Origin of the sequence: Mycobacterium sp. 852002-51152_SCH6134967, assembly GCF_001667105.1 — a bacterium.
Classification (GTDB): domain Bacteria; phylum Actinomycetota; class Actinomycetes; order Mycobacteriales; family Mycobacteriaceae; genus Mycobacterium; species Mycobacterium neumannii_A.
The window spans coordinates 88,874-106,392 of record NZ_LZIK01000019.1 but is presented as its reverse complement, the minus strand read 5'-3'; the positions used below and the strand labels follow the sequence as shown (position 1 = coordinate 106,392).

19 protein-coding genes and 1 pseudogene are annotated in these 17,519 nt (G+C 67.4%); 14 read left to right on the top strand and 6 right to left on the bottom strand.

The features are described 5' to 3' along the window. The first annotated feature begins 62 nt into the window (after window positions 1-62). Window positions 63-713: a response regulator transcription factor gene (locus A5790_RS06480; protein WP_197696723.1), complete on the top strand. Its 651-nt coding sequence runs from the start codon at window positions 63-65 to the stop codon at window positions 711-713. A gap of 7 nt (window positions 714-720) precedes the next feature. Then, window positions 721-1,926, top strand: coding sequence for a sensor histidine kinase (locus A5790_RS06475; protein ID WP_066841996.1), 1,206 nt, complete (start codon window positions 721-723; stop codon window positions 1,924-1,926). On the opposite strand, the gene A5790_RS06470 is transcribed toward A5790_RS06475, so the two are convergent. Further along, window positions 1,916-3,055, bottom strand: a complete 1,140-nt coding sequence (locus A5790_RS06470; protein WP_066841994.1) for an acyl-CoA dehydrogenase family protein — start codon at window positions 3,053-3,055, stop codon at window positions 1,916-1,918. The genes A5790_RS06475 and A5790_RS06470 overlap by 11 nt on opposite strands. Window positions 3,056-3,124: 69 nt before the next feature. Then, entirely contained in the window at window positions 3,125-4,021 is an 897-nt protein-coding gene (locus A5790_RS06465) for a DUF4436 domain-containing protein (RefSeq protein ID WP_197696722.1), read from the bottom strand. 114 nt (window positions 4,022-4,135) lie between these two features. Between A5790_RS06465 and A5790_RS06460 the strand changes: the two genes are divergently transcribed. From A5790_RS06460 to A5790_RS06440, 5 genes are read left to right on the top strand one after another with little or no spacing between them, the layout of a single operon-like run. Then, the gene (locus tag A5790_RS06460) at window positions 4,136-5,251 is read left to right on the top strand and encodes a Re/Si-specific NAD(P)(+) transhydrogenase subunit alpha (protein WP_066841990.1); all 1,116 of its coding nucleotides are present in this window, start codon (window positions 4,136-4,138) and stop codon (window positions 5,249-5,251) included. Next, entirely contained in the window at window positions 5,251-5,589 is a 339-nt protein-coding gene (locus tag A5790_RS06455; RefSeq protein WP_064394622.1) for an NAD(P) transhydrogenase subunit alpha, read from the top strand. Before A5790_RS06460 ends, A5790_RS06455 begins: the two co-directional genes overlap by 1 nt. Then, entirely contained in the window at window positions 5,586-7,019 is a 1,434-nt protein-coding gene (locus A5790_RS06450) for an NAD(P)(+) transhydrogenase (Re/Si-specific) subunit beta (RefSeq protein ID WP_064427985.1), read from the top strand. The genes A5790_RS06455 and A5790_RS06450 overlap by 4 nt, the downstream gene beginning before the upstream one ends. Window positions 7,020-7,048: 29 nt before the next feature. Further along, complete coding sequence (locus A5790_RS06445; protein ID WP_066841985.1) at window positions 7,049-7,666, top strand: DUF3159 domain-containing protein; 618 nt, start codon at window positions 7,049-7,051, stop codon at window positions 7,664-7,666. Between the two features lie 42 nt (window positions 7,667-7,708). Continuing rightward, the gene (locus tag A5790_RS06440) at window positions 7,709-8,236 is read left to right on the top strand and encodes a DUF2231 domain-containing protein (RefSeq protein ID WP_066841984.1); all 528 of its coding nucleotides are present in this window, start codon (window positions 7,709-7,711) and stop codon (window positions 8,234-8,236) included. On the opposite strand, the pseudogene A5790_RS25950 reads toward A5790_RS06440, so the two are convergent. After that, window positions 8,233-8,346, bottom strand: a pseudogene (locus A5790_RS25950) (CAP domain-containing protein); the annotation flags it as partial. The gene A5790_RS06440 and the pseudogene A5790_RS25950 overlap by 4 nt on opposite strands. Before the next feature lie 135 nt (window positions 8,347-8,481). Here A5790_RS25950 and A5790_RS06435 point away from each other — a divergent pair. After that, complete coding sequence (locus A5790_RS06435; protein ID WP_066841983.1) at window positions 8,482-9,165, top strand: TetR/AcrR family transcriptional regulator; 684 nt, start codon at window positions 8,482-8,484, stop codon at window positions 9,163-9,165. Beyond that, window positions 9,162-10,958, top strand: a complete 1,797-nt coding sequence (locus tag A5790_RS06430; protein ID WP_066841981.1) for an acyl-CoA dehydrogenase — start codon at window positions 9,162-9,164, stop codon at window positions 10,956-10,958. The genes A5790_RS06435 and A5790_RS06430 overlap by 4 nt, the downstream gene beginning before the upstream one ends. A 3-nt stretch (window positions 10,959-10,961) precedes the next feature. Here the strand turns inward: A5790_RS06430 and A5790_RS06425 are convergent, their stop codons facing one another. After that, entirely contained in the window at window positions 10,962-12,068 is a 1,107-nt protein-coding gene (locus A5790_RS06425) for an alcohol dehydrogenase catalytic domain-containing protein (protein ID WP_066841980.1), read from the bottom strand. A gap of 173 nt (window positions 12,069-12,241) precedes the next feature. On the opposite strand from A5790_RS06425, the gene A5790_RS25945 reads away from it, so the two are divergent. From A5790_RS25945 to A5790_RS06410, 3 genes are read left to right on the top strand one after another with little or no spacing between them, the layout of a single operon-like run. Beyond that, on the top strand, window positions 12,242-12,433 hold the full coding sequence (locus tag A5790_RS25945) for a hypothetical protein (RefSeq protein WP_066841979.1): 192 nt from the start codon (window positions 12,242-12,244) through the stop codon (window positions 12,431-12,433). A 25-nt stretch (window positions 12,434-12,458) separates the two neighbouring features. After that, entirely contained in the window at window positions 12,459-12,896 is a 438-nt protein-coding gene (locus tag A5790_RS06415; RefSeq protein WP_066841978.1) for a thioesterase family protein, read from the top strand. A gap of 16 nt (window positions 12,897-12,912) precedes the next feature. After that, the gene (locus A5790_RS06410; RefSeq protein WP_066841977.1) at window positions 12,913-13,353 is read left to right on the top strand and encodes an SRPBCC family protein; all 441 of its coding nucleotides are present in this window, start codon (window positions 12,913-12,915) and stop codon (window positions 13,351-13,353) included. 10 nt (window positions 13,354-13,363) lie between these two features. On the opposite strand, the gene A5790_RS06405 is transcribed toward A5790_RS06410, so the two are convergent. Beyond that, window positions 13,364-13,702 carry a hypothetical protein gene (locus tag A5790_RS06405; protein ID WP_066841976.1) on the bottom strand — a complete coding sequence of 113 codons (339 nt, stop codon included), beginning with the start codon at window positions 13,700-13,702 and terminating at the stop codon, window positions 13,364-13,366. Window positions 13,703-14,008: 306 nt separating this feature from the next. Next, window positions 14,009-14,701, bottom strand: coding sequence for a GntR family transcriptional regulator (locus A5790_RS06400; protein WP_066841974.1), 693 nt, complete (start codon window positions 14,699-14,701; stop codon window positions 14,009-14,011). Window positions 14,702-14,837: 136 nt separating this feature from the next. Between A5790_RS06400 and fadD5 the strand changes: the two genes are divergently transcribed. Both fadD5 and A5790_RS06390 read left to right on the top strand, forming a co-directional pair. Then, a complete protein-coding gene (gene fadD5 / locus A5790_RS06395; RefSeq protein WP_066841972.1) occupies window positions 14,838-16,505 on the top strand; it encodes a fatty-acid--CoA ligase FadD5 in 1,668 nt (555 codons plus the stop codon). Window positions 16,506-16,717: 212 nt separating this feature from the next. Continuing rightward, window positions 16,718-17,518 (top strand): ABC transporter permease, encoded by an 801-nt coding sequence (locus A5790_RS06390; RefSeq protein ID WP_066841970.1) that lies wholly within the window; start codon window positions 16,718-16,720, stop codon window positions 17,516-17,518. Window position 17,519 lies beyond the last annotated feature (1 nt).

Genomic DNA, 17,519 nt, shown 5'->3' with positions numbered 1-17,519 from the left:
ATGAATCTCGTGTCCCCCAAATGGGGGAAGTGAACGCGCCGCTATGCCAAGCTGATCGCGTGGTGAGCAGCACGGCCGGTGACAAGATCCGGGTGGTGGTGGGTGACGACCATCCGATGTTTCGCGACGGGGTGGTCCGCGCGCTGGTCTCCAGCGGCCAGATCGAGGTGGTTGCCGAGGCCGACGACGGAGCGACCGCGCTCCAGGCCATCCGCGAGCATTCCCCGCAGGTGGCCCTGCTGGACTACCGGATGCCGGGCATCGACGGGTCCGAGGTGGCGGCCGCTGTCATACGGGACGAGCTGCCCACCCGGGTGCTGCTCGTCTCCGCGCACGACGAGTCCGCGATCGTGTATCAGGCACTGCAGAACGGCGCGGCGGGATTCCTGCCCAAGGAATCCACTAGGGCGGAGCTCGTCAACGCAGTACTCGATTGCGCCAAGGGACGAGATGTCGTCGCACCGAGCCTGGCCGCCGGCCTGGCCGGTGAGATCCGCAAGCGCTCCGAACCCAACGGCCCGACGCTGAGCCCGAGGGAACGCGAGGTGCTCCGGCTGATCGCGTCCGGGACCAGCATCCCGGCGATGGCCAAGCAGCTGTTCCTGGCGCCATCGACGGTGAAGACCCACGTGCAGCGGCTTTACGAGAAGCTCGGCGTCAACGACCGTGGCGCGGCCGTCGCCGAGGCGATGCGCCGCAAGCTGCTGGACTGACGCCGTCGTGGTGGACCGGATCGCGGGCTTCTTCGCTGCGGAGCCCGTGCGCGTTTCCGCGGTGCTGCGGCTGCCGCTGCTCGCGCTGATCGCTGTGCTGGTGCTGATCTGGGAGGTCGACCACTGGCTTCCCGGGCTGTACGCGGTGGTGCTCGGGATATGGGCGGTGGCGGCCGTGCTGTGGCTCGTCGCGGTGTTGCGCGGCCCGGTGCCCTGGTGGGGAGGCTGGGCGTCCACCGGCGTCGACGTCCTGATGATCCTGGTGCTGTGCCTGGTCTCCGGTGGCGCCACCGCCGCGCTGCTCCCCGTCTTCTTCCTGCTGCCCATCGCGGTCGCGTTCCAGGACCGACCCATGCTGACCGCGCTGCTCGGAATCGGCACGGCGACGGCCTATCTCGGGGCCTGGGTGGTGTACTCAAAACGCGACGACTCGGTCGGGTTGCCCGATGTCGTCTACACCCAGTTCGGCTTCCTGGTGTGGGGCGCGGTGGCGATGACCGCACTGTGCGTCGTGCTGGTCCGTCGCCAGGCCCGGGTGGCGAAGCTGCAGGCGGTGCGGCGCCAACTGGTCTCCGAGGCGATGCAGGCCGACGAGCGCCACAACCGGGAGGTCGCCGAGAATCTCCACGACGGACCGCTGCAGACACTGCTCGCCGCGCGCCTCGAACTCGACGAACTTCAGGAACACAACGACGATCCCGCGTTGGAAGCGGTTCGCGAGGCGTTGCAGCAGACCGCCGCGGCGCTGCGCTCGACGGTGACCCAATTGCACCCTCAAGTGCTGGCCCAGCTGGGTCTCACTCCAGCGCTACGAGAGCTGTTGCGACAGTTCGAATCCCGCGGTCACTACGAGATCGAGGCGGACCTCGACGATGTGGGCAAGCCCGACTCGCAGCAGTTGCTCTATCGGGCGGCTCGCGAACTGCTGGCCAACATCCACAAGCACGCCGACGCGACAACGGTGCGGGTGGGACTGACGCGGCGAGGGGACCGAGTCGTGCTGACGGTCTCCGACGACGGCAAGGGGTTCGACCCGGCGATCATCGAGCAGTACGTCGCCGACGGTCATATCGGCCTGGGCTCACTGCTGGTCCGGTTCGACGCCATGGGCGGGTCAATGCGGGTGAATTCGGAACAGGGCTACGGCACGCAGGTCACGGTTACCTCGCCGCCCGAACCGTCGCTCGGTGAACCGGCCGAGATCAGGACGTGAGGCCGCGGGCGATGACGAGGCGCTGAATCTGGTTGGTGCCCTCGAATATCTGGGTGATCTTCGCCTCCCGCATGTACCGCTCGACGCGGTAGTCGCGGGTGTAACCGGCACCGCCGAACACCTGCACCGCGTCGGTGGTCACCTGCATAGCGGCGTCGGTGGCGATCAGCTTGGCGACGCTGGCTTGCTGTGAGTACGGCCGGCCCTGATCGCGTCGACGCGCGGCGTCCAGGTACGTAGCCCGCGCACTGGCGACCGCGGCGGCCATGTCGGCCACCAGGAAGCCGAGGCCCTGATGGTCGATGATCCTGCGCCCGAACGTCGTTCGCTCGTTGGCGTAGGCGACCGCCTCGTCGAGCGCGGCCTGGGCCAGCCCGGTGGCGACCGCGGCGATGCCCAGCCGCCCGGAATCCAGTGCGGAGAAGGCGATCTGCAGGCCTTGGCCCTCGGCGCCGATCAGCCGGTCCGCGTCGATGTGGGCGTCGGAGTAGAACGCTGAGGTGGTCGGGATCGCCTGCAGGCCCATCTTCTCCTCGGGCTTGCCGAAGCTCAGTCCGGGCAAGTCACCGGGCACCAGGAAACACGAAATGCCCTTCGAGCCCTCGCCCGTGCGCGCGAACAACGTGTAGAAATCGGCACGCCCGCCGTGGGTGATCCACGACTTGGAGCCGTTGATGACATAGCCGTCTTCGGCTTTGGCAGCCGCGCAGCGCAACGCCGCTGCGTCCGAACCGGCCTGCGGCTCCGACAGGCTGTAGGCCCCGATCTGCTCACCCGACAACATGCCGGGCAGCCAGCGCCGCTTCTGCTCTTCGGCGCCGAACATCAGCAGGGGATGCGACGACAGGCTGTGCACGCTGACCGCCACCGCGACGGCCGCCCACCGGGCCGCCAACTCCTCGAGCACCTGGAGGTAGATCTCGTAGGGAACCCCACCACCGCCCCACTCCTCTGGCTGGGGCAGGCTCAGCAGTCCGGCCGCACCCAGTTGCGCCATCACGCCTTCGGGATAGCGTTCAGCCTTCTCGTAATCGTCGACGATCGGGTCGAGCACCTTGTCGGCGATGTCGCGGGTCAGCGCGATCAAATCATCGGCGTCCGGGGTGGGCAGCAGCCGGTCGACAGCCATCCGATGGCCTCCCGTGGTTGTACTGGTCGAGACCACCATAGGCGGGCCCGGCCGGCGGCTACCGCGCCGTCAGTCGCTGCGTCGCCACCAGGCGGCGAAGTACAGCACCATCGCCCCGGTCAACGCGAGCAGCACCCACAGCACCAGGATCTGATCGATCCACGCGCCCGGCGGCGGCGCGCCGGGCATGAAGTTGCGGATAGGAATGATCGCGAAGAGCGACGCGGCGTACCACGTGCCGAAGGGCGGGAGGAAGTTGCGCCGCCCGCGCAGCATCTCGATCGACACGAAGAGAGCCAGCGCGGGCAGGGTTATCAACACCAGGCACAGGCCCACATCGAAGGCGAGCGGTCCCTTCGCGCGCTTCAACGTCACCGTCTCGTAGTCGCCGTCGTCAGCCGACTGGGTGGCCGGCCCGCTTCGCGTGCTGGTGATGTCCCACCCGTCGAGTCCGCCGGTCACCACCACCCGAGCGGGCTCGAACGTGCGGTCGTCACCGCTTCCGACGATGATGTCGGCTCCCAGAGCGCCGACCGTGTACGAGTCGAAAGGCCACTTGTCCGGGTCGCCCTTCGCGGACAGCGTGGCGCTGATCTGGGCAGGCAACTGGCCCTTCGGCGTCTGCAGGTCGTCGATGTCGATGTTGATCTCGTTGATGAACAGCCGCACCGCGATATCGGTGTTGACCACGTTGAGGTCGTCGTTCATGTGGTTGTCCGACGGGAAGACCACGACCTCGACGTCGATCTGATTGGCGACCGTGTGCAGTTCCGACAGGGTGACCTGGACGATGTTGTCTCCGCTGTCTCCGAGGTCAGGAGGACCCAAGGAGACGGGCTCGCCGGAGAGATAGTGATAACCGACCAGCGACGTGATGTAGACGACCAGGATGATCAGCACCGTGGCGATGTCGGCCAGCCGTGCGCGTCGGCGATTACGGGACTTCGGCAACGACGCTTCCGGCACCTTCGGGATGTTAATTCGCGCCGGCGCCGTTTCCGGTGCGCCGTGCCGGTGGAAATCCGCGACTGACCGTACCGATTTAGATGTGACCAGCGGTAGCGGTTAAGGTGTTCCGTCATGACAGAGCAGACGCATGCTGATGTCGCCGCCGGGGCGGCCCCGACGGTTGGGGTGGTACGCGAATCAGAAGCCGACGAGCGCCGCGTCGCGTTGGTGCCGAAGGCCGTCGCGTCGCTGGTGAAGAGCGGTGTGGCCGTCATCGTGGAGTCCGGCGCGGGCGAGCGGGCCCTTCTGCCCGACGACCTCTACACCGCAGCGGGCGCGACGATCGGTGACGCATGGAGCACCGACGTCGTGGTCAAAGTTGCGCCACCGACCGCCGAAGAGGTCGCCAAGCTCACGAGCGGGCAGACGCTGATCGGTTTCCTCGCCCCACGCAACGACGACAACCAGATCGCCGCCCTGAAGGCCGCAGGGGTGCAGGCCTTCGCCGTCGAGGCGATCCCGCGCATCTCGCGCGCCCAGGTGATGGACGCGCTGTCGTCACAGGCCAACGTTGCGGGCTACAAGGCCGTGCTGCTGGCGGCTTCGGAGTCGACGCGGTTCTTCCCGATGCTCACCACGGCCGCAGGCACCGTGAAACCGGCGTCGGTGCTGGTGCTCGGCGTCGGCGTGGCGGGGCTGCAGGCGCTGGCCACCGCCAAGCGGCTCGGCGCGCGCACCACCGGCTACGACGTGCGCCCCGAGGTGGCCGATCAGGTCCGCTCGGTCGGCGCGCAGTGGCTCGAGCTGGGCATCGAGGCGGCCGGGGAGGGCGGCTATGCCCGCGAGCTCTCCGACGAGGAACGCGCACAACAGCAGAAGGAACTGGAGCAGGCGATCACCGGCTTCGACGTCGTGATCACCACCGCGCTGGTGCCCGGCAGGCCGGCGCCCCGACTGGTGACCGCCGCCGCGGTCGAGGGGATGAAGCCGGGCAGCGTGGTCGTCGACCTCGCCGGCGAGACGGGCGGCAACTGCGAGCTCACCGAGCCGGGGCAGACCGTGGTCCGCCATGGCGTCACGATCGCCTCACCGCTGAACCTTCCGGCCACCATGCCCGAACACGCCAGCGAGCTGTACTCGAAGAACCTGACCTCGCTGCTGGAGCTACTGATCAGCGACGGCAAGCTCATGCCCGATTTCGATGACGAGGTGGTGGCGGCCTCCTGCGTCACCCGGGGAGAAAACTGATGTACGACAACCTGCTGGCCAATCTCGCGATCCTGGTGCTCGCCGGGTTCGTCGGGTTCGCCGTGATCTCCAAGGTGCCCAACACCTTGCACACACCGCTGATGTCGGGCACCAACGCAATCCACGGCATCGTGGTGCTCGGTGCGCTGATCGTGCTGGGCGATCTGCCCGCAGACGCGCCATGGGGTGTGCGGACGATCGCCTTCGTGGCGCTGATCTTCGGCACGCTCAACGTGATCGGCGGCTTCCTGGTCACCGACCGGATGCTGGGGATGTTCAAAGGGCGACGGCCCGCCCAGAACACCGAGCCCAAAGCTGTTGAGGCGGCTGACAAGTGAACTATCTGGTCACCGTCCTCTATATCGTCGCGTTCTCGCTGTTCATCCTCGGCCTGTCCGGGCTGACCGGACCCAAAACCGCGGTGCGGGGCAACTGGATCGCGGCCACCGGTATGGCCATCGCCGTGATCGCCACGCTGATCAAGGTGCGCGACACCGCGCCGATCAACTGGGTGCTGATCGCGGCCGGATTGGCGCTCGGCGTGATTCTCGGTGTGCCACCGGCCAAGAAGACCAAGATGACCGCGATGCCGCAGTTGGTGGCGCTGTTCAACGGCGTCGGCGGGGGCACGGTCGCGTTGATCGCGTGGGCGGAATTCATCGAGACCGATGGCTTCGCGCATTTCACGCCCGACCAGCATCCGACGGTGGCGTTGGTGGCGGGGTCGCTGCTGGCCGCGATCATCGGGTCGGTGTCGTTCTGGGGTTCGCTGGTGGCGTTCCTCAAACTGCAGGAGTCGATCCCCAAGAACGTCGAGAAGCGACTTGTCGCTTCCGCGAAGGTGTTTCAGGCCGCCAACGTCGTGCTGCTGCTCGGTGCGACCGCCGCCGCGATCTACATCGGGCTCAACGCCGGAACCGGTAGCCCCGGGTGGGCGATCGCTCTGGTCCTGGTGTTCGCCGGCCTGATGGGCCTGTTCGTGGTGTTCCCTATCGGCGGCGCGGACATGCCGGTCGTCATCTCGTTGCTCAACGCGCTGACTGGATTGTCCGCGGCCGCAGCGGGTCTGGCGCTGGACAACACCGCGATGATCGTGGCGGGCATGATCGTCGGCGCATCGGGTTCGATCCTGACCAACCTGATGGCCGTGGCGATGAACCGGTCGATTCCGGCGATCGTGTTCGGCTCCTTCGGCGGCGGCGCCGAGGCGGTGGCCGGGCCGGGGGGCGACCAGGGCACGGTCAAGGCCACCTCCGCCGCGGACGCCGCGATCCAGATGGCCTACGCCAACCAGGTGATCGTCGTCCCCGGTTACGGGCTGGCCGTCGCGCAGGCCCAGCACACCGTCAAAGAGATGGCCGACTTGTTGGAAAGCAAAGGCGTCGAGGTGAAGTACGCCATCCATCCCGTCGCGGGCCGTATGCCCGGGCACATGAACGTGCTGCTGGCCGAGGCCGACGTCGAGTACGACTCGATGAAGGAGATGGACGACGTCAACGGCGAATTCGGCCGCACCGACGTCACTTTGGTCATCGGCGCCAACGACGTCACCAATCCGGCCGCGCGTAACGACCCGTCGAGCCCGATTCACGGCATGCCGATCCTCAACGTCGACGAGTCGCGTTCGGTGATCGTGCTAAAGCGGTCGATGAACGCGGGCTACGCGGGCATCGAGAACCCGTTGTTCTTCCTCGACCAGACCTCGATGCTGTTCGGCGACGCCAAGAAGTCGGTCACCTCGGTGATCGAGGAACTCAAGGCGCTCTAGCGCTACCTGCGAGCCGTAAGCTCAAGCGGGTGACGGAGCGACGTTCGCCGGTCGAGGTCCTGCTGGCCCGTGCGGGCGGCGTGCGCGGACTGGTCTACTCCGCGCTGCCGGTCGCGGTGTTCGCGGTATCGTCGCCGACGCTGGGCCTCCTGGTGGCCACCGGAGCCGCCGTGGGCGCCGCGGCCCTCGTGGCGATCGCGCAACTGCTGCAACGAGGTTCGATACGGCCCGCCCTGTTCGGCTTCGCCGGGGTGGCGGTCTGCGCGGTCGTGGCCTTGATCACCGGCCGCGCCAAGGACTTCTATCTGCCGGGGATCTGGATGTACCTCGGTCTGGCGATCGCGTTCACCACGTCGTTGGTGGTGCGGCGTCCGCTGGTCGGAGTCGTGTGGGCGTGGATCACCGGACGCGACAGTGCCTGGCGGCAGGTCCCACGGGTGCGCCTGGCTTTTGACATCGCCACCGCGGTGATGGCCACGTCGTCGTGGTCGCGCTTTCTGGTGCAGTACTACCTCTACGACACCGACCGGGAGGGACTGCTCGCGGTGGCCCGTGTCGCGATGGGGTGGCCGATCTTCGTGATCACCTCGTCGGTGATCTACCTCGCGATCCGCACGGCGCTGCGCACGCTGCCGCGCGCTGCCTAACAGCGGGCGATTCAGCCGGTGCCGGTCGGGTAACCGGACGGCATGGACATGCACGCGCTTCTTCAGATGCCCGAATCGGCCGACTCACTCGACGCGGTCGCGGACCGGACGGCCGATGCTGTCGACCGGATGCTCGGTGACGGCGCGTTGGCACGGGGACTGCGCGGCTCGTGGCTGGGTCACCCCACACATCCGCTGATGGTCACCCTGCCGATCGGCGCGTGGATGTCGTCGATGGTGCTGGATCTACTGTTCAAGGACCGCGACGCCGCGCCGCAGCTGATCGCGATCGGGCTGGCCGCGACACCGCCCGCAGTGCTGGCCGGGCTGGCGGAGTTTCCCACGCTGGGGACGCGGCAGAGGCGAGTCGGCCTCCTGCACGCGGCGGGCAACACGGTCGCGGCAGTGGCGTTCTGGGTGGCTTATCGGAAGTACAAGCGCGGCAAGGTGGGTGCGGCGCGCACGTTCAGCGTGCTCGGGTTGACCGCGGTCTCAGTGGGCGGCGCGCTCGGCGGACATCTGTCCTACGCCCAGGGCGCGGGTGTGCACCGCTGGCAGTTGACGGGTTAAACCGGCGGATAAGCAGGCGGCGGGTACACCCCGCGAAGAATCCACGCGAACCAGTTCACGCCGTACTCCAGCTCGTCGCTCGCGTCATAGTCCGGATTCGGATCCATGGGGTCACCTCTCGAGTACGGGCCGGTAATGACCGAAGTCTAGACCCGCCGTGCGGCCGGCGACACCCCCAACACCTACACTTCCAACCAGTTGATTGACACCCGGACGAGGTTCCGGCCTGCATATAGTGAGTCGCCATGCCCTCTGCGGACGCCGCCACCCCGAACGGGAGGACCCGTCGCGACGAGTTGTTGGCCGTCGCGACCAAGCTCTTCGCCGCGCGCGGCTACCACGGCACCCGGATGGACGACGTCGCCGACGCGGTCGGCCTGAACAAGGCGACCGTCTACCACTACTACGCCAGCAAGTCGCTGATCCTCTACGACATCTACAAGGGTGCCGCCGACTTCACCGTTGACGCGCTGCACGACGACCCGTCGGCGTCCGCGCGCGAAACGATCTACCACTTCACCCGCCGGCTGCTCGTCGGCATCGCCAGCGATATCGAACGCGCTGCCGTCTACTTCCAGGAGGGCCCCTACATCGGCGAGTGGTTCACCGAAGACCAGGTGGCCTATATCCGGGAGAAGGAGACGCAGGTCTACGAACACGTGCGCGACGTCATCGACCGTGGCATCGCCAGCGGCGAGTTCTACGACTGCGATTCGCACGTCCTTGCGCTCGGCTACATCGGCATGACACTGGGCGCCTACCGCTGGCTGCGGCCGCACGGCAGGCGCACCGCACAGGAGATCGCGGTCGAGTTCAGCACGGCGCTGCTGCGCGGTCTGATCCGTGACGAGACCGTGCGCACCGAGTCGCCGCTGGGCATCGAGGTCGACGCATTGCCCGGGGAACCCGACACCGCGACCGCACCGTGAAGTCACTGCTGCTGTCGCGCCGCGACCTCGACTTCCTGCTGTATGAGTGGTTGAAGGTCGAGGAGTTGACCGAGCGCGAGCGGTTCGGCGAACACTCGCGCGAGACCTTCGACGCGGTGCTGGAGCTCTGCGAGCAATTGGCGACGCGGTACTTCGCGCCGCACAACAAGAAGAGCGATGCCAACGAGCCGACCTTCGACGGCGAGAAGGTGACCGTCATCCCCGAGGTCAAGGAGGCCTGGGATGCGTTCGCCGAGGCCGACCTCATCGCGATGTCGATGGAACACCGTCTCGGCGGCGCGCAGCTGCCCGCGACCGTGGCGCAGGCCGCCTTCGCCTGGTTTTCGGCGGCCAACCTGAGCACGACGGGCTATCTGATGCTGACGATGGCCAACGCCAACCTGCTGGCCCGCTTCGGCACCGACGAGCAGGTCGAGGAGTTCGTCAAACCGATGCTGGCCGGGCGGTTCTCGGGCACCATGGCGTTGTCGGAAACCCAGGCGGGTTCGTCGCTGGCCGACATCGTCACCCGCGCAGAACCGACCGACGACGGCACCTACCGGCTGTTCGGATCGAAGATGTGGATCTCGGGCGCCGAACACGAACTGACCGACAACATCGTCAACCTGGTGCTCGCCAAGATCCCCGGCGGGCCACCGGGAACCAAGGGCATCTCGCTGTTCATCGTGCCCAAGTACCTGCCCGGTGCCGACGGCGCGATCGGCGAGCGCAATGACGTCGTCCTGGCCGGGCTGAACCACAAGATGGGTCAACGTGGCATCACGAACACGGTGCTCAACCTCGGCGAGGGCGCGTACACACCCGGCGGGAAGCCGGGTGCGGTCGGATACCTCGTCGGTGAGCCGCACCGCGGGATCGCCTACATGTTCACGATGATGAACGAGGCGCGCCTCGGCGTCGGGATGGGTGCGGTGGCGCTCGGTTACACCGGCTATCTCAAGTCGGTTCAGTACGCCCGCGAGCGCCCACAGGGACGACCGGTCAGCGACAAGGACCCGTCGACACCCCAGGTGCCGATCATCGAGCACGCCGATGTCAAGCGAATGCTGCTGGCCCAGAAGGCCTATGCCGAAGGGGGGTTGGCGTTGCTGCTGTACTGCGCCAAGCTCGTCGACCTCCAGCACAGCGCGGCCTCCGATGAGGAGCGCGACAGCACCACGTTGCTGCTCGAGATGCTGACACCGGTCGGCAAGAGTTGGCCCTCGCAATGGTGTCTGGAGGCCAACAGCCTGGCGATCCAGGTGCACGGTGGCTACGGCTACACCCGCGAATACGACGTCGAGCAGCACTACCGCGACAACCGGCTCAACCCGATCCACGAAGGGACACACGGCATCCAGAGCCTGGACCTGTTGGGCCGCAAGGTCCCTGCGCGCGGGGGTGCCGGGCTGGCGGCGCTGGGTGCGGCCATCGGAGCGACGGTTGCCGAGGCCGGCCCGCTCGGCGGCCGGATCACCGAACACGCAAGTCTGTTGGATGCCGCATTGCAGCGCCTCACCGCCGTCACCGCCGAGATGTTCGGCTCCGGCGACGTCGAGGCCGCGATGGCCAACAGCGTGATCTACCTCGAGGCGTTCGGCCACATCGTCGTCGCCTGGATGTGGCTGCAGCAGGAGATCGCCGCGCACGATCACAGCGGAGACTTCTATGACGGCAAGCGTCAAGCCGCCCGCTACTTCTTTCGCTACGAACTACCCAAGACCGCACCGCAACTCGACCTTCTCGCCAGCCTGGACCGCACCACGCTGGACATGCACGAGCGCTGGTTCTGACCTCTACCCGAAGCGGATGACCTGACGCACGGCGCGGCCATCGGCCAGTTCGTCCATGGCGGAGTTGATTTCGTCGAGCGTGATCGTCGACGACACCAGCGACTCGACCGGCAACCGTCCCGCACGCCACAATTCGACGAAGTGGGGGATCTCGCGGGAGGGGACCGCCGAACCGAGGTAGCTGCCGATCAGCGAGCGTCCCTCGGCGACAAAACCCAAGGGCGACAACGACACCCGCGCATCGGGTGGAGGCAGGCCGACCGTCACAGTACGCCCGCCCGCGGCGGTGAGCTCCACCGCGGTCTCCAGGGCGCTGGGATGACCGACGGCCTCGATCACGACGGCCGCTTTGAACCCCTTGTCCTGAGCATCTTCCGGGGTGTAGGCCTCGTGCACTCCGAGGCCGCGGGCCCGCTCGAGTTTGTCGGGCAGCTGGTCGACGCCGACCACACGGACGTCGTCGGCAGCCAGTGCGGTGAGTACCGCGGCCATCCCGACGCCGCCGAGGCCGACGACGGCCACGGTGTCGCCCGCTCGCGGTCGGCCGGCGTTGATCACCGCACCGCCCCCGGTCAGCACCGCGCAGCCCAGCAGCGACGCCACCGCCGCGGGCACGTCGTCGGGCACCGGCACGACCGAACGGCGGTCGACGACTGCGTGGGTTGCGAAACCGGAGACGCCGAGATGGTGATGGACGGGTTCGCCGTCGCGCGACAACCGGCGCTCACCGGTCATCAGCGTGCCTGCCCCGTTGGCCGCCGAACCCGGCTCGCAGGGCGTGAGACCGTCCGTCGCACACGCCGGACACTCACCGCACCGAGGCAGGAACGTCATCACCACGCGGGCGCCGACCTCCAGGTCGGACCCGCCGGCGCCGATCTTTTCGACGATCCCGGCCGCCTCATGGCCGAGAAGCATGGGCACGGGCCGTACACGGTTGCCGTCGACCACCGACAGGTCGGAGTGACACAGACCCGCGGCCTCCACCTGCACCAGCAGTTCCCCGGGGCCGGGTGTGGCGAGGTCGAGTTCACCGACAGTCAAGGGTTTCGACTCCGCATACGGCCTCGGCAGGCCGATTTGTTCGAGTACGGCGCCGCGAATTCTCATCTCTACAGCTTGCCGTCACGTCTGCTGAGTCGACAATCCAGTGGCGTGGCTGATGCCGCCGTCGCGGAAGCCGCGCGACTCGGACTCCTTTGAGGTAGCCGAAAGGGGCCATCTGCAGAGGATGGCCGCATCGGGCGATGCGTGCGCCACATGCCCACTCCTACGTTTGCGACATGACTGAAGTCGCCGATATGAGGTCGAGCAGCGAACCTTGCGGAAAGCCGCAATCGGCTGCGTGGCTGCAACCGCGCACCGTCGGACGCCTGCGCGCCAGCGGCTTCACGGTCTCGGCCCAGAACGTCGTTTGGCGCGGCATGCCGGCGATCGTCCACCCGCTCGCCATGGGACGGGCGACACGCACCTGACTGCCTTGACTGCGAGACTGCTGCCATGGCCGGTAGCGAGCAGACACACTCCAGCGCGGACTTCCCCGTGCACTGGCCAGTGACCACCAGGTGGGCCGACAACGACATGTTCGGCCATCTCAACAACGCGGTGTACTACGCGCTGTTCGACTCGGCGATCAACGGCTGGATCAACACCAGCCTCGGGATCGACCCGCTGACCGTGCCCTGGCTCGGCGTCGTGGCCGAATCGGGGTGCCGGTACCTGGCCGAGCTTCGGTTCCCGGAACCGCTGACGGTCGGCCTGGCGGTCACCCGGCTGGGCACCAGCAGCGTCACCTACCGGTTAGGGCTCTGGCAGCACGACGGCCCGACAGCGGCGGTCGGGCACTGGGTGCACGTCTATGTGGACCGGGGCGGTCGGCGGCCGGTGCCGATCCCGGCGTCGATCCGCGAGCTGCTGGAAAAGGCGCGCGTGGAGTAGTCGATATGCTCGTCGGATGCCGCTCGTGAGTAAAACCGTCGAGGTGGCGGCCTCGGCCGAGGCGATCATGGGGATCGTCGCCGACTTCGAGGCCTACCCCCAGTGGAACGAAGAGATCAAAGGGTGCTGGGTGCTGGCCCGGTACGACGACGGCCGGCCCAGCCAGTTACGTCTCGACGTCGTCGTGCAGGGGCAGGCGGGCACGTTCATCACCGCGGTCTACTACCCGGGCGAGAACCAGATCTTCACGGTGCTGCAGCAGGGCGATCATTTCGACAAGCAGGAGCAGAAGTTCTCGGTGGTTCCGATGGGCCCCACCTCGCTGCTGACCGTCGACCTCGACGTCGAGACCAAGCTGCCCATCCCGAAGCAGATGGTGAAGAAGGCGATCGGGGACACGCTGGACTACCTGGCCGACAACCTCAAGGCCCGCGCCGAACAGCTGGCCTCCAAGTAGCGCCGCTTCGTCAATCGGGCAGCGCATCCAGCCACTTCTCGAAGTCGCGGCCCGCGAGCATGTCGGCTTCGGCCCGCAGGTCGAGCACCCGCTTGCGAATCCGGTCTGCGGTCGAGCGCGGGGTGTCACCCGGGCCGTAAAGTCCGCGCCGCAGCCGCCGCACCCGGCCGTGTGCCATCTCCCAGCGCAAGGCGTCGGAGACCCACTTGGGCTCCGGTCCGGGGAGTGTGAAGTTGTAGTAGTCGAGTGCGTCGATCAAGTCGGGAATCGTCGTCGGGCCGTGCTGGGACAGATGGAACGTCAGCACGTACCGCAGTTCGACGCCGTAGATGTGCCGCTTGCTGGCCATGGCCACGACTGTGCCGCGAGCCACCGACAGTTCCGGCCCGCCGGGCGCGTCATCCCCAGGCGGTCCCCAGGCGGCTCGCCACCGCCGGGCATATCGACTGCCGACCATTCGCCAAGGTGCCCACCTCGCAGCGAAAAATTCGCTGCCAGCGAATTTTTGCTGATAGGCGGGCACTCGTCTAAATGGTGGGCAGCGGGTGGTTCCTGTGGACGGATGATCTGCGCAAGGCGCCGATCTGGGTGGGGCCGGTCTGCAACGACCGGTCTCTGGCAGCCGGTCTGCGAAGGCGAGTCTCGTCCTGGAGCCTCAGCTCCACAACCCCGTCTCGTCGAGGCGCGCGATCAGCCGCTGGGCCCCGTCGGTGAACTCGCCGGCCGTCAGTGCGACCACGGTGTCGACGTCACGTCGGCGCAGCGCCGCGATGAGCTCGCGGTGCGTCGCCACCGCCGAAACCCCCCACTGCGGGTCGCCCGCGTAGATCTGCCCGGGCAGATAGCGCGCGACGTGCAGAAGGAACCAGGCCAGCTTGATCCGGCCGCTCGAGCGGTTGAACGCGCGGTGGAACACGAACTCCGCGGCAGCAATCTCCTCGACGTCGTGGCGTGAGACGGCGAGCTCCAAGTCGTCGTTGAGCCGGTCCAACTCGTCGATCTCGTCGGTGGTGATGCGTTGGGTGGACGTGGCCGCGAGCTCCCGCGCGATCGAAGCCTGCAGCCAGAAGATGTCCTCGACGTCGGCGCGTGACAGCGGCACCACCACGTGGCCGCGGTGCGGTTCGAGCTGCACCATGCCCTCACCGCGCAGCGTGCGCAGCGCCTCGCGCACCGGGGTGATGCTCACTCCGAGCGCCGCGGCGGTCTCGTCGAGCCTGATGAAGGTGCCCGGCCGCAGCACGCCGGTCATGATGTCGGCGCGCAGACGCGCCGCGACCTCGTCGGACAGTTGTTCACGCCGCACTCCCCGCGGCGGCCTGGGAAGCCGTGCGGTGGGTGCGTTCACTGTGTTCTCCGGTGCGTTCTGGCCATCAACGACGAGGAAATGACGAGGGCTTGTACCCGAGCGGCCGAGGCCATAGTGTGACCGGGGCAACACCATGTTTGATCAAATGTCAAACGCGCGCAACCCCCGAGATTCGATGGAGCAGCAGCAGGTGAGTTCCCTTCCCCCGCCGGAACCCGACCCCACTACACAGCCGTACCTCGCCCGCAGGCAGAACTGGACGAACCAGCTGGCCCGCCATGCGCTGATGCAGCCCGACGCCACCGCCTTGCGCCACCTCGGCAAGACCACGACCTGGCGTGAGCTCGACGAGCGGGTGAACGGGCTGGCCGGCGCGTTGAGCCGCCGCGGGGTGAGCTTCGGCGACCGGGTGCTGATCCTGATGCTCAACCGCACCGAGTACGTCGAGGCGTTCCTCGCGGTCAACAAGCTCGATGCGGTCGCGGTACCGGTCAACTTCCGCATGACCCCGCCCGAGATCGCGTACCTGGTCAGTGACTGCCAAGCCACGGTCGTCATCACCGAGGCGGTCCTGGCCACCGTCGCCACCGCGGTCCGCGACATCGACTCGACGCTGACCACCGTCATCGTGGCCGGCGGCGCCACCGAGAACGACGTGCTCGGCTACGACGACCTGATCGCCGAGTCCGGTGAGCCGGCGACGGTCGTCGACATCCCCAACGACTCCCCTGCGCTGATCATGTACACCTCCGGCACTACGGGCCGGCCCAAAGGCGCGGTGCTCACCCACACCAACATCGCCGGCCAGGCGCTGACGTTCCTGTTCACCAACGGCGCCGACATCAACAACGACGTCGGGTTCATCGGCGTGCCCATGTTCCACATCGCCGGCATCGGCAACATGATCCCCGGCCTGCTGCTGGGCCGGCCGACCGTCATCTATCCGTTGGGCGCCTTCAATCCGGATGAGCTGCTCGACGTCCTCGAAGCCGAGCAGGTGACTGGGATCTTCCTCGTGCCCGCACAGTGGCAGGCGGTGTGCGCCGCGCAGAAGGCACGGCCGCGTCAGCTGCGGCTGCGGGTGTTGTCCTGGGGCGCCGCGCCCGCGTCGGACACCCTGCTGCGCCAGATGGCCGAGACCTTCCCCGGCACCCAGATCCTGGCCGCCTTCGGCCAGACGGAGATGTCGCCGGTGACCTGCATGCTGTTGGGCGAGGACGCGATCCGCAAACTCGGATCGGTCGGCAAGGTGATCCCCACCGTCGCGGCGCGTGTGGTCGACGAGGACATGAACGATGTGCCGATCGGTCAGGTCGGCGAGATCGTCTACCGCGCACCGACTCTCATGGCCGGCTACTGGAACAACCCCCAGGCCACCGCCGAAGCGTTTGCTGGCGGGTGGTTTCACTCCGGCGATCTCGTCCGCCAGGACGAGGGCTACGTCTGGGTGGTCGACCGCAAGAAGGACATGATCATCTCCGGCGGAGAGAACATCTACTGCGCCGAAGTCGAGAACGCGCTCGCCGCCCACCCGGCGATCGCGGAGGTCGCCGTCATCGGGCGCCCGGACGAGAAATGGGGCGAGGTCCCCGTCGCGGTCGTCGCCCTCGGCGCGGCCGAGCAGACCGATCTTGACCTGCGCGAGCTCGACGCGTTCCTCGACGAACGGCTCGCCCGGTACAAGCATCCGAAGGCCGTCGAGGTCGTTGATGCGTTGCCGCGCAACCCCGCCGGCAAAGTCCTGAAAACCGAACTGCGCGCGCGGTTTGGGGCCGACAGGCGGGCTGACGCCGCTGAAAGTAGCTCTGAGGGAACGGTTTCTGCTGCGCCACAGCCGAATTAGAGAACGGAATCGGGTTTGCTAACGGTTACGGGCACAATCCGCCCGATGCCCTGCACGGCGGGAATCGCATCGGGTACATTCCTGTGGTCTGTCTTACTACCGACTGGTAGCGAGACGGGGATAACAACAATCAGGTCGGGGCAAGGAGGGGTCGTGCGACAGGGGCTGCCGGTGCACCGCGACAGTCGCCGTTGCGCCACGGGAGCACACTGGTGACGGCGTCGACCGGCGTTGTCGGTTACGTACGCGATCAGGTCAGACCCGGCCTGGAGGCGGTCGGCGGCTTCGTGCGCATGTGCGTTCTCGTCGGTAAGGCACTGCTCAAGCCGCCGTTCCAGTGGCGCGAGTTCATCCTGCAGAGCTGGTTTTTGATGCGGGTCGCGTTCCTGCCGACGCTGGCGGTCTCCATCCCGTTGACCGTGCTCCTGATCTTCACGCTCAACATCCTGCTGGCCGAGTTCGGCGCCGCGGACGTCTCCGGTGCGGGGGCGGCCATCGGCGCCGTCACGCAGCTTGGGCCACTGGTGACGGTGCTCGTGGTCGCCGGGGCGGGCTCGACCGCCATCTGCGCCGACCTCGGGGCTCGAACCATCCGCGAGGAGATCGACGCGCTCGAGGTCCTCGGCATCGACCCGATCCACCGCCTGGTGGTGCCCCGCGTCGTCGCCTCCACCTTCGTCGCCCTGCTGCTCAACGGCGCGGTGATCACCGTCGGCCTGGTCGGTGGCTTCATCTTCGGCGTGTACCTTCAGAACGTCTCGGCCGGTGCCTACGTCTCGACTCTGACGCTGATCACCGGGCTGCCCGAGGTCCTCATCTCGATCATCAAGGCCATGACGTTCGGCCTGATCGCCGGTCTGGTCGGCTGTTATCGCGGTCTGACCGTCGCCGGCGGCGCGAAGGGCGTCGGCACCGCGGTGAACGAGACCCTGGTGCTCTGCGTCATTGCGCTGTTCGCGGTGAACGTGGTCCTGACCACGATCGGCGTCCGGTTCGGAACAGGGAGCAGTTGAG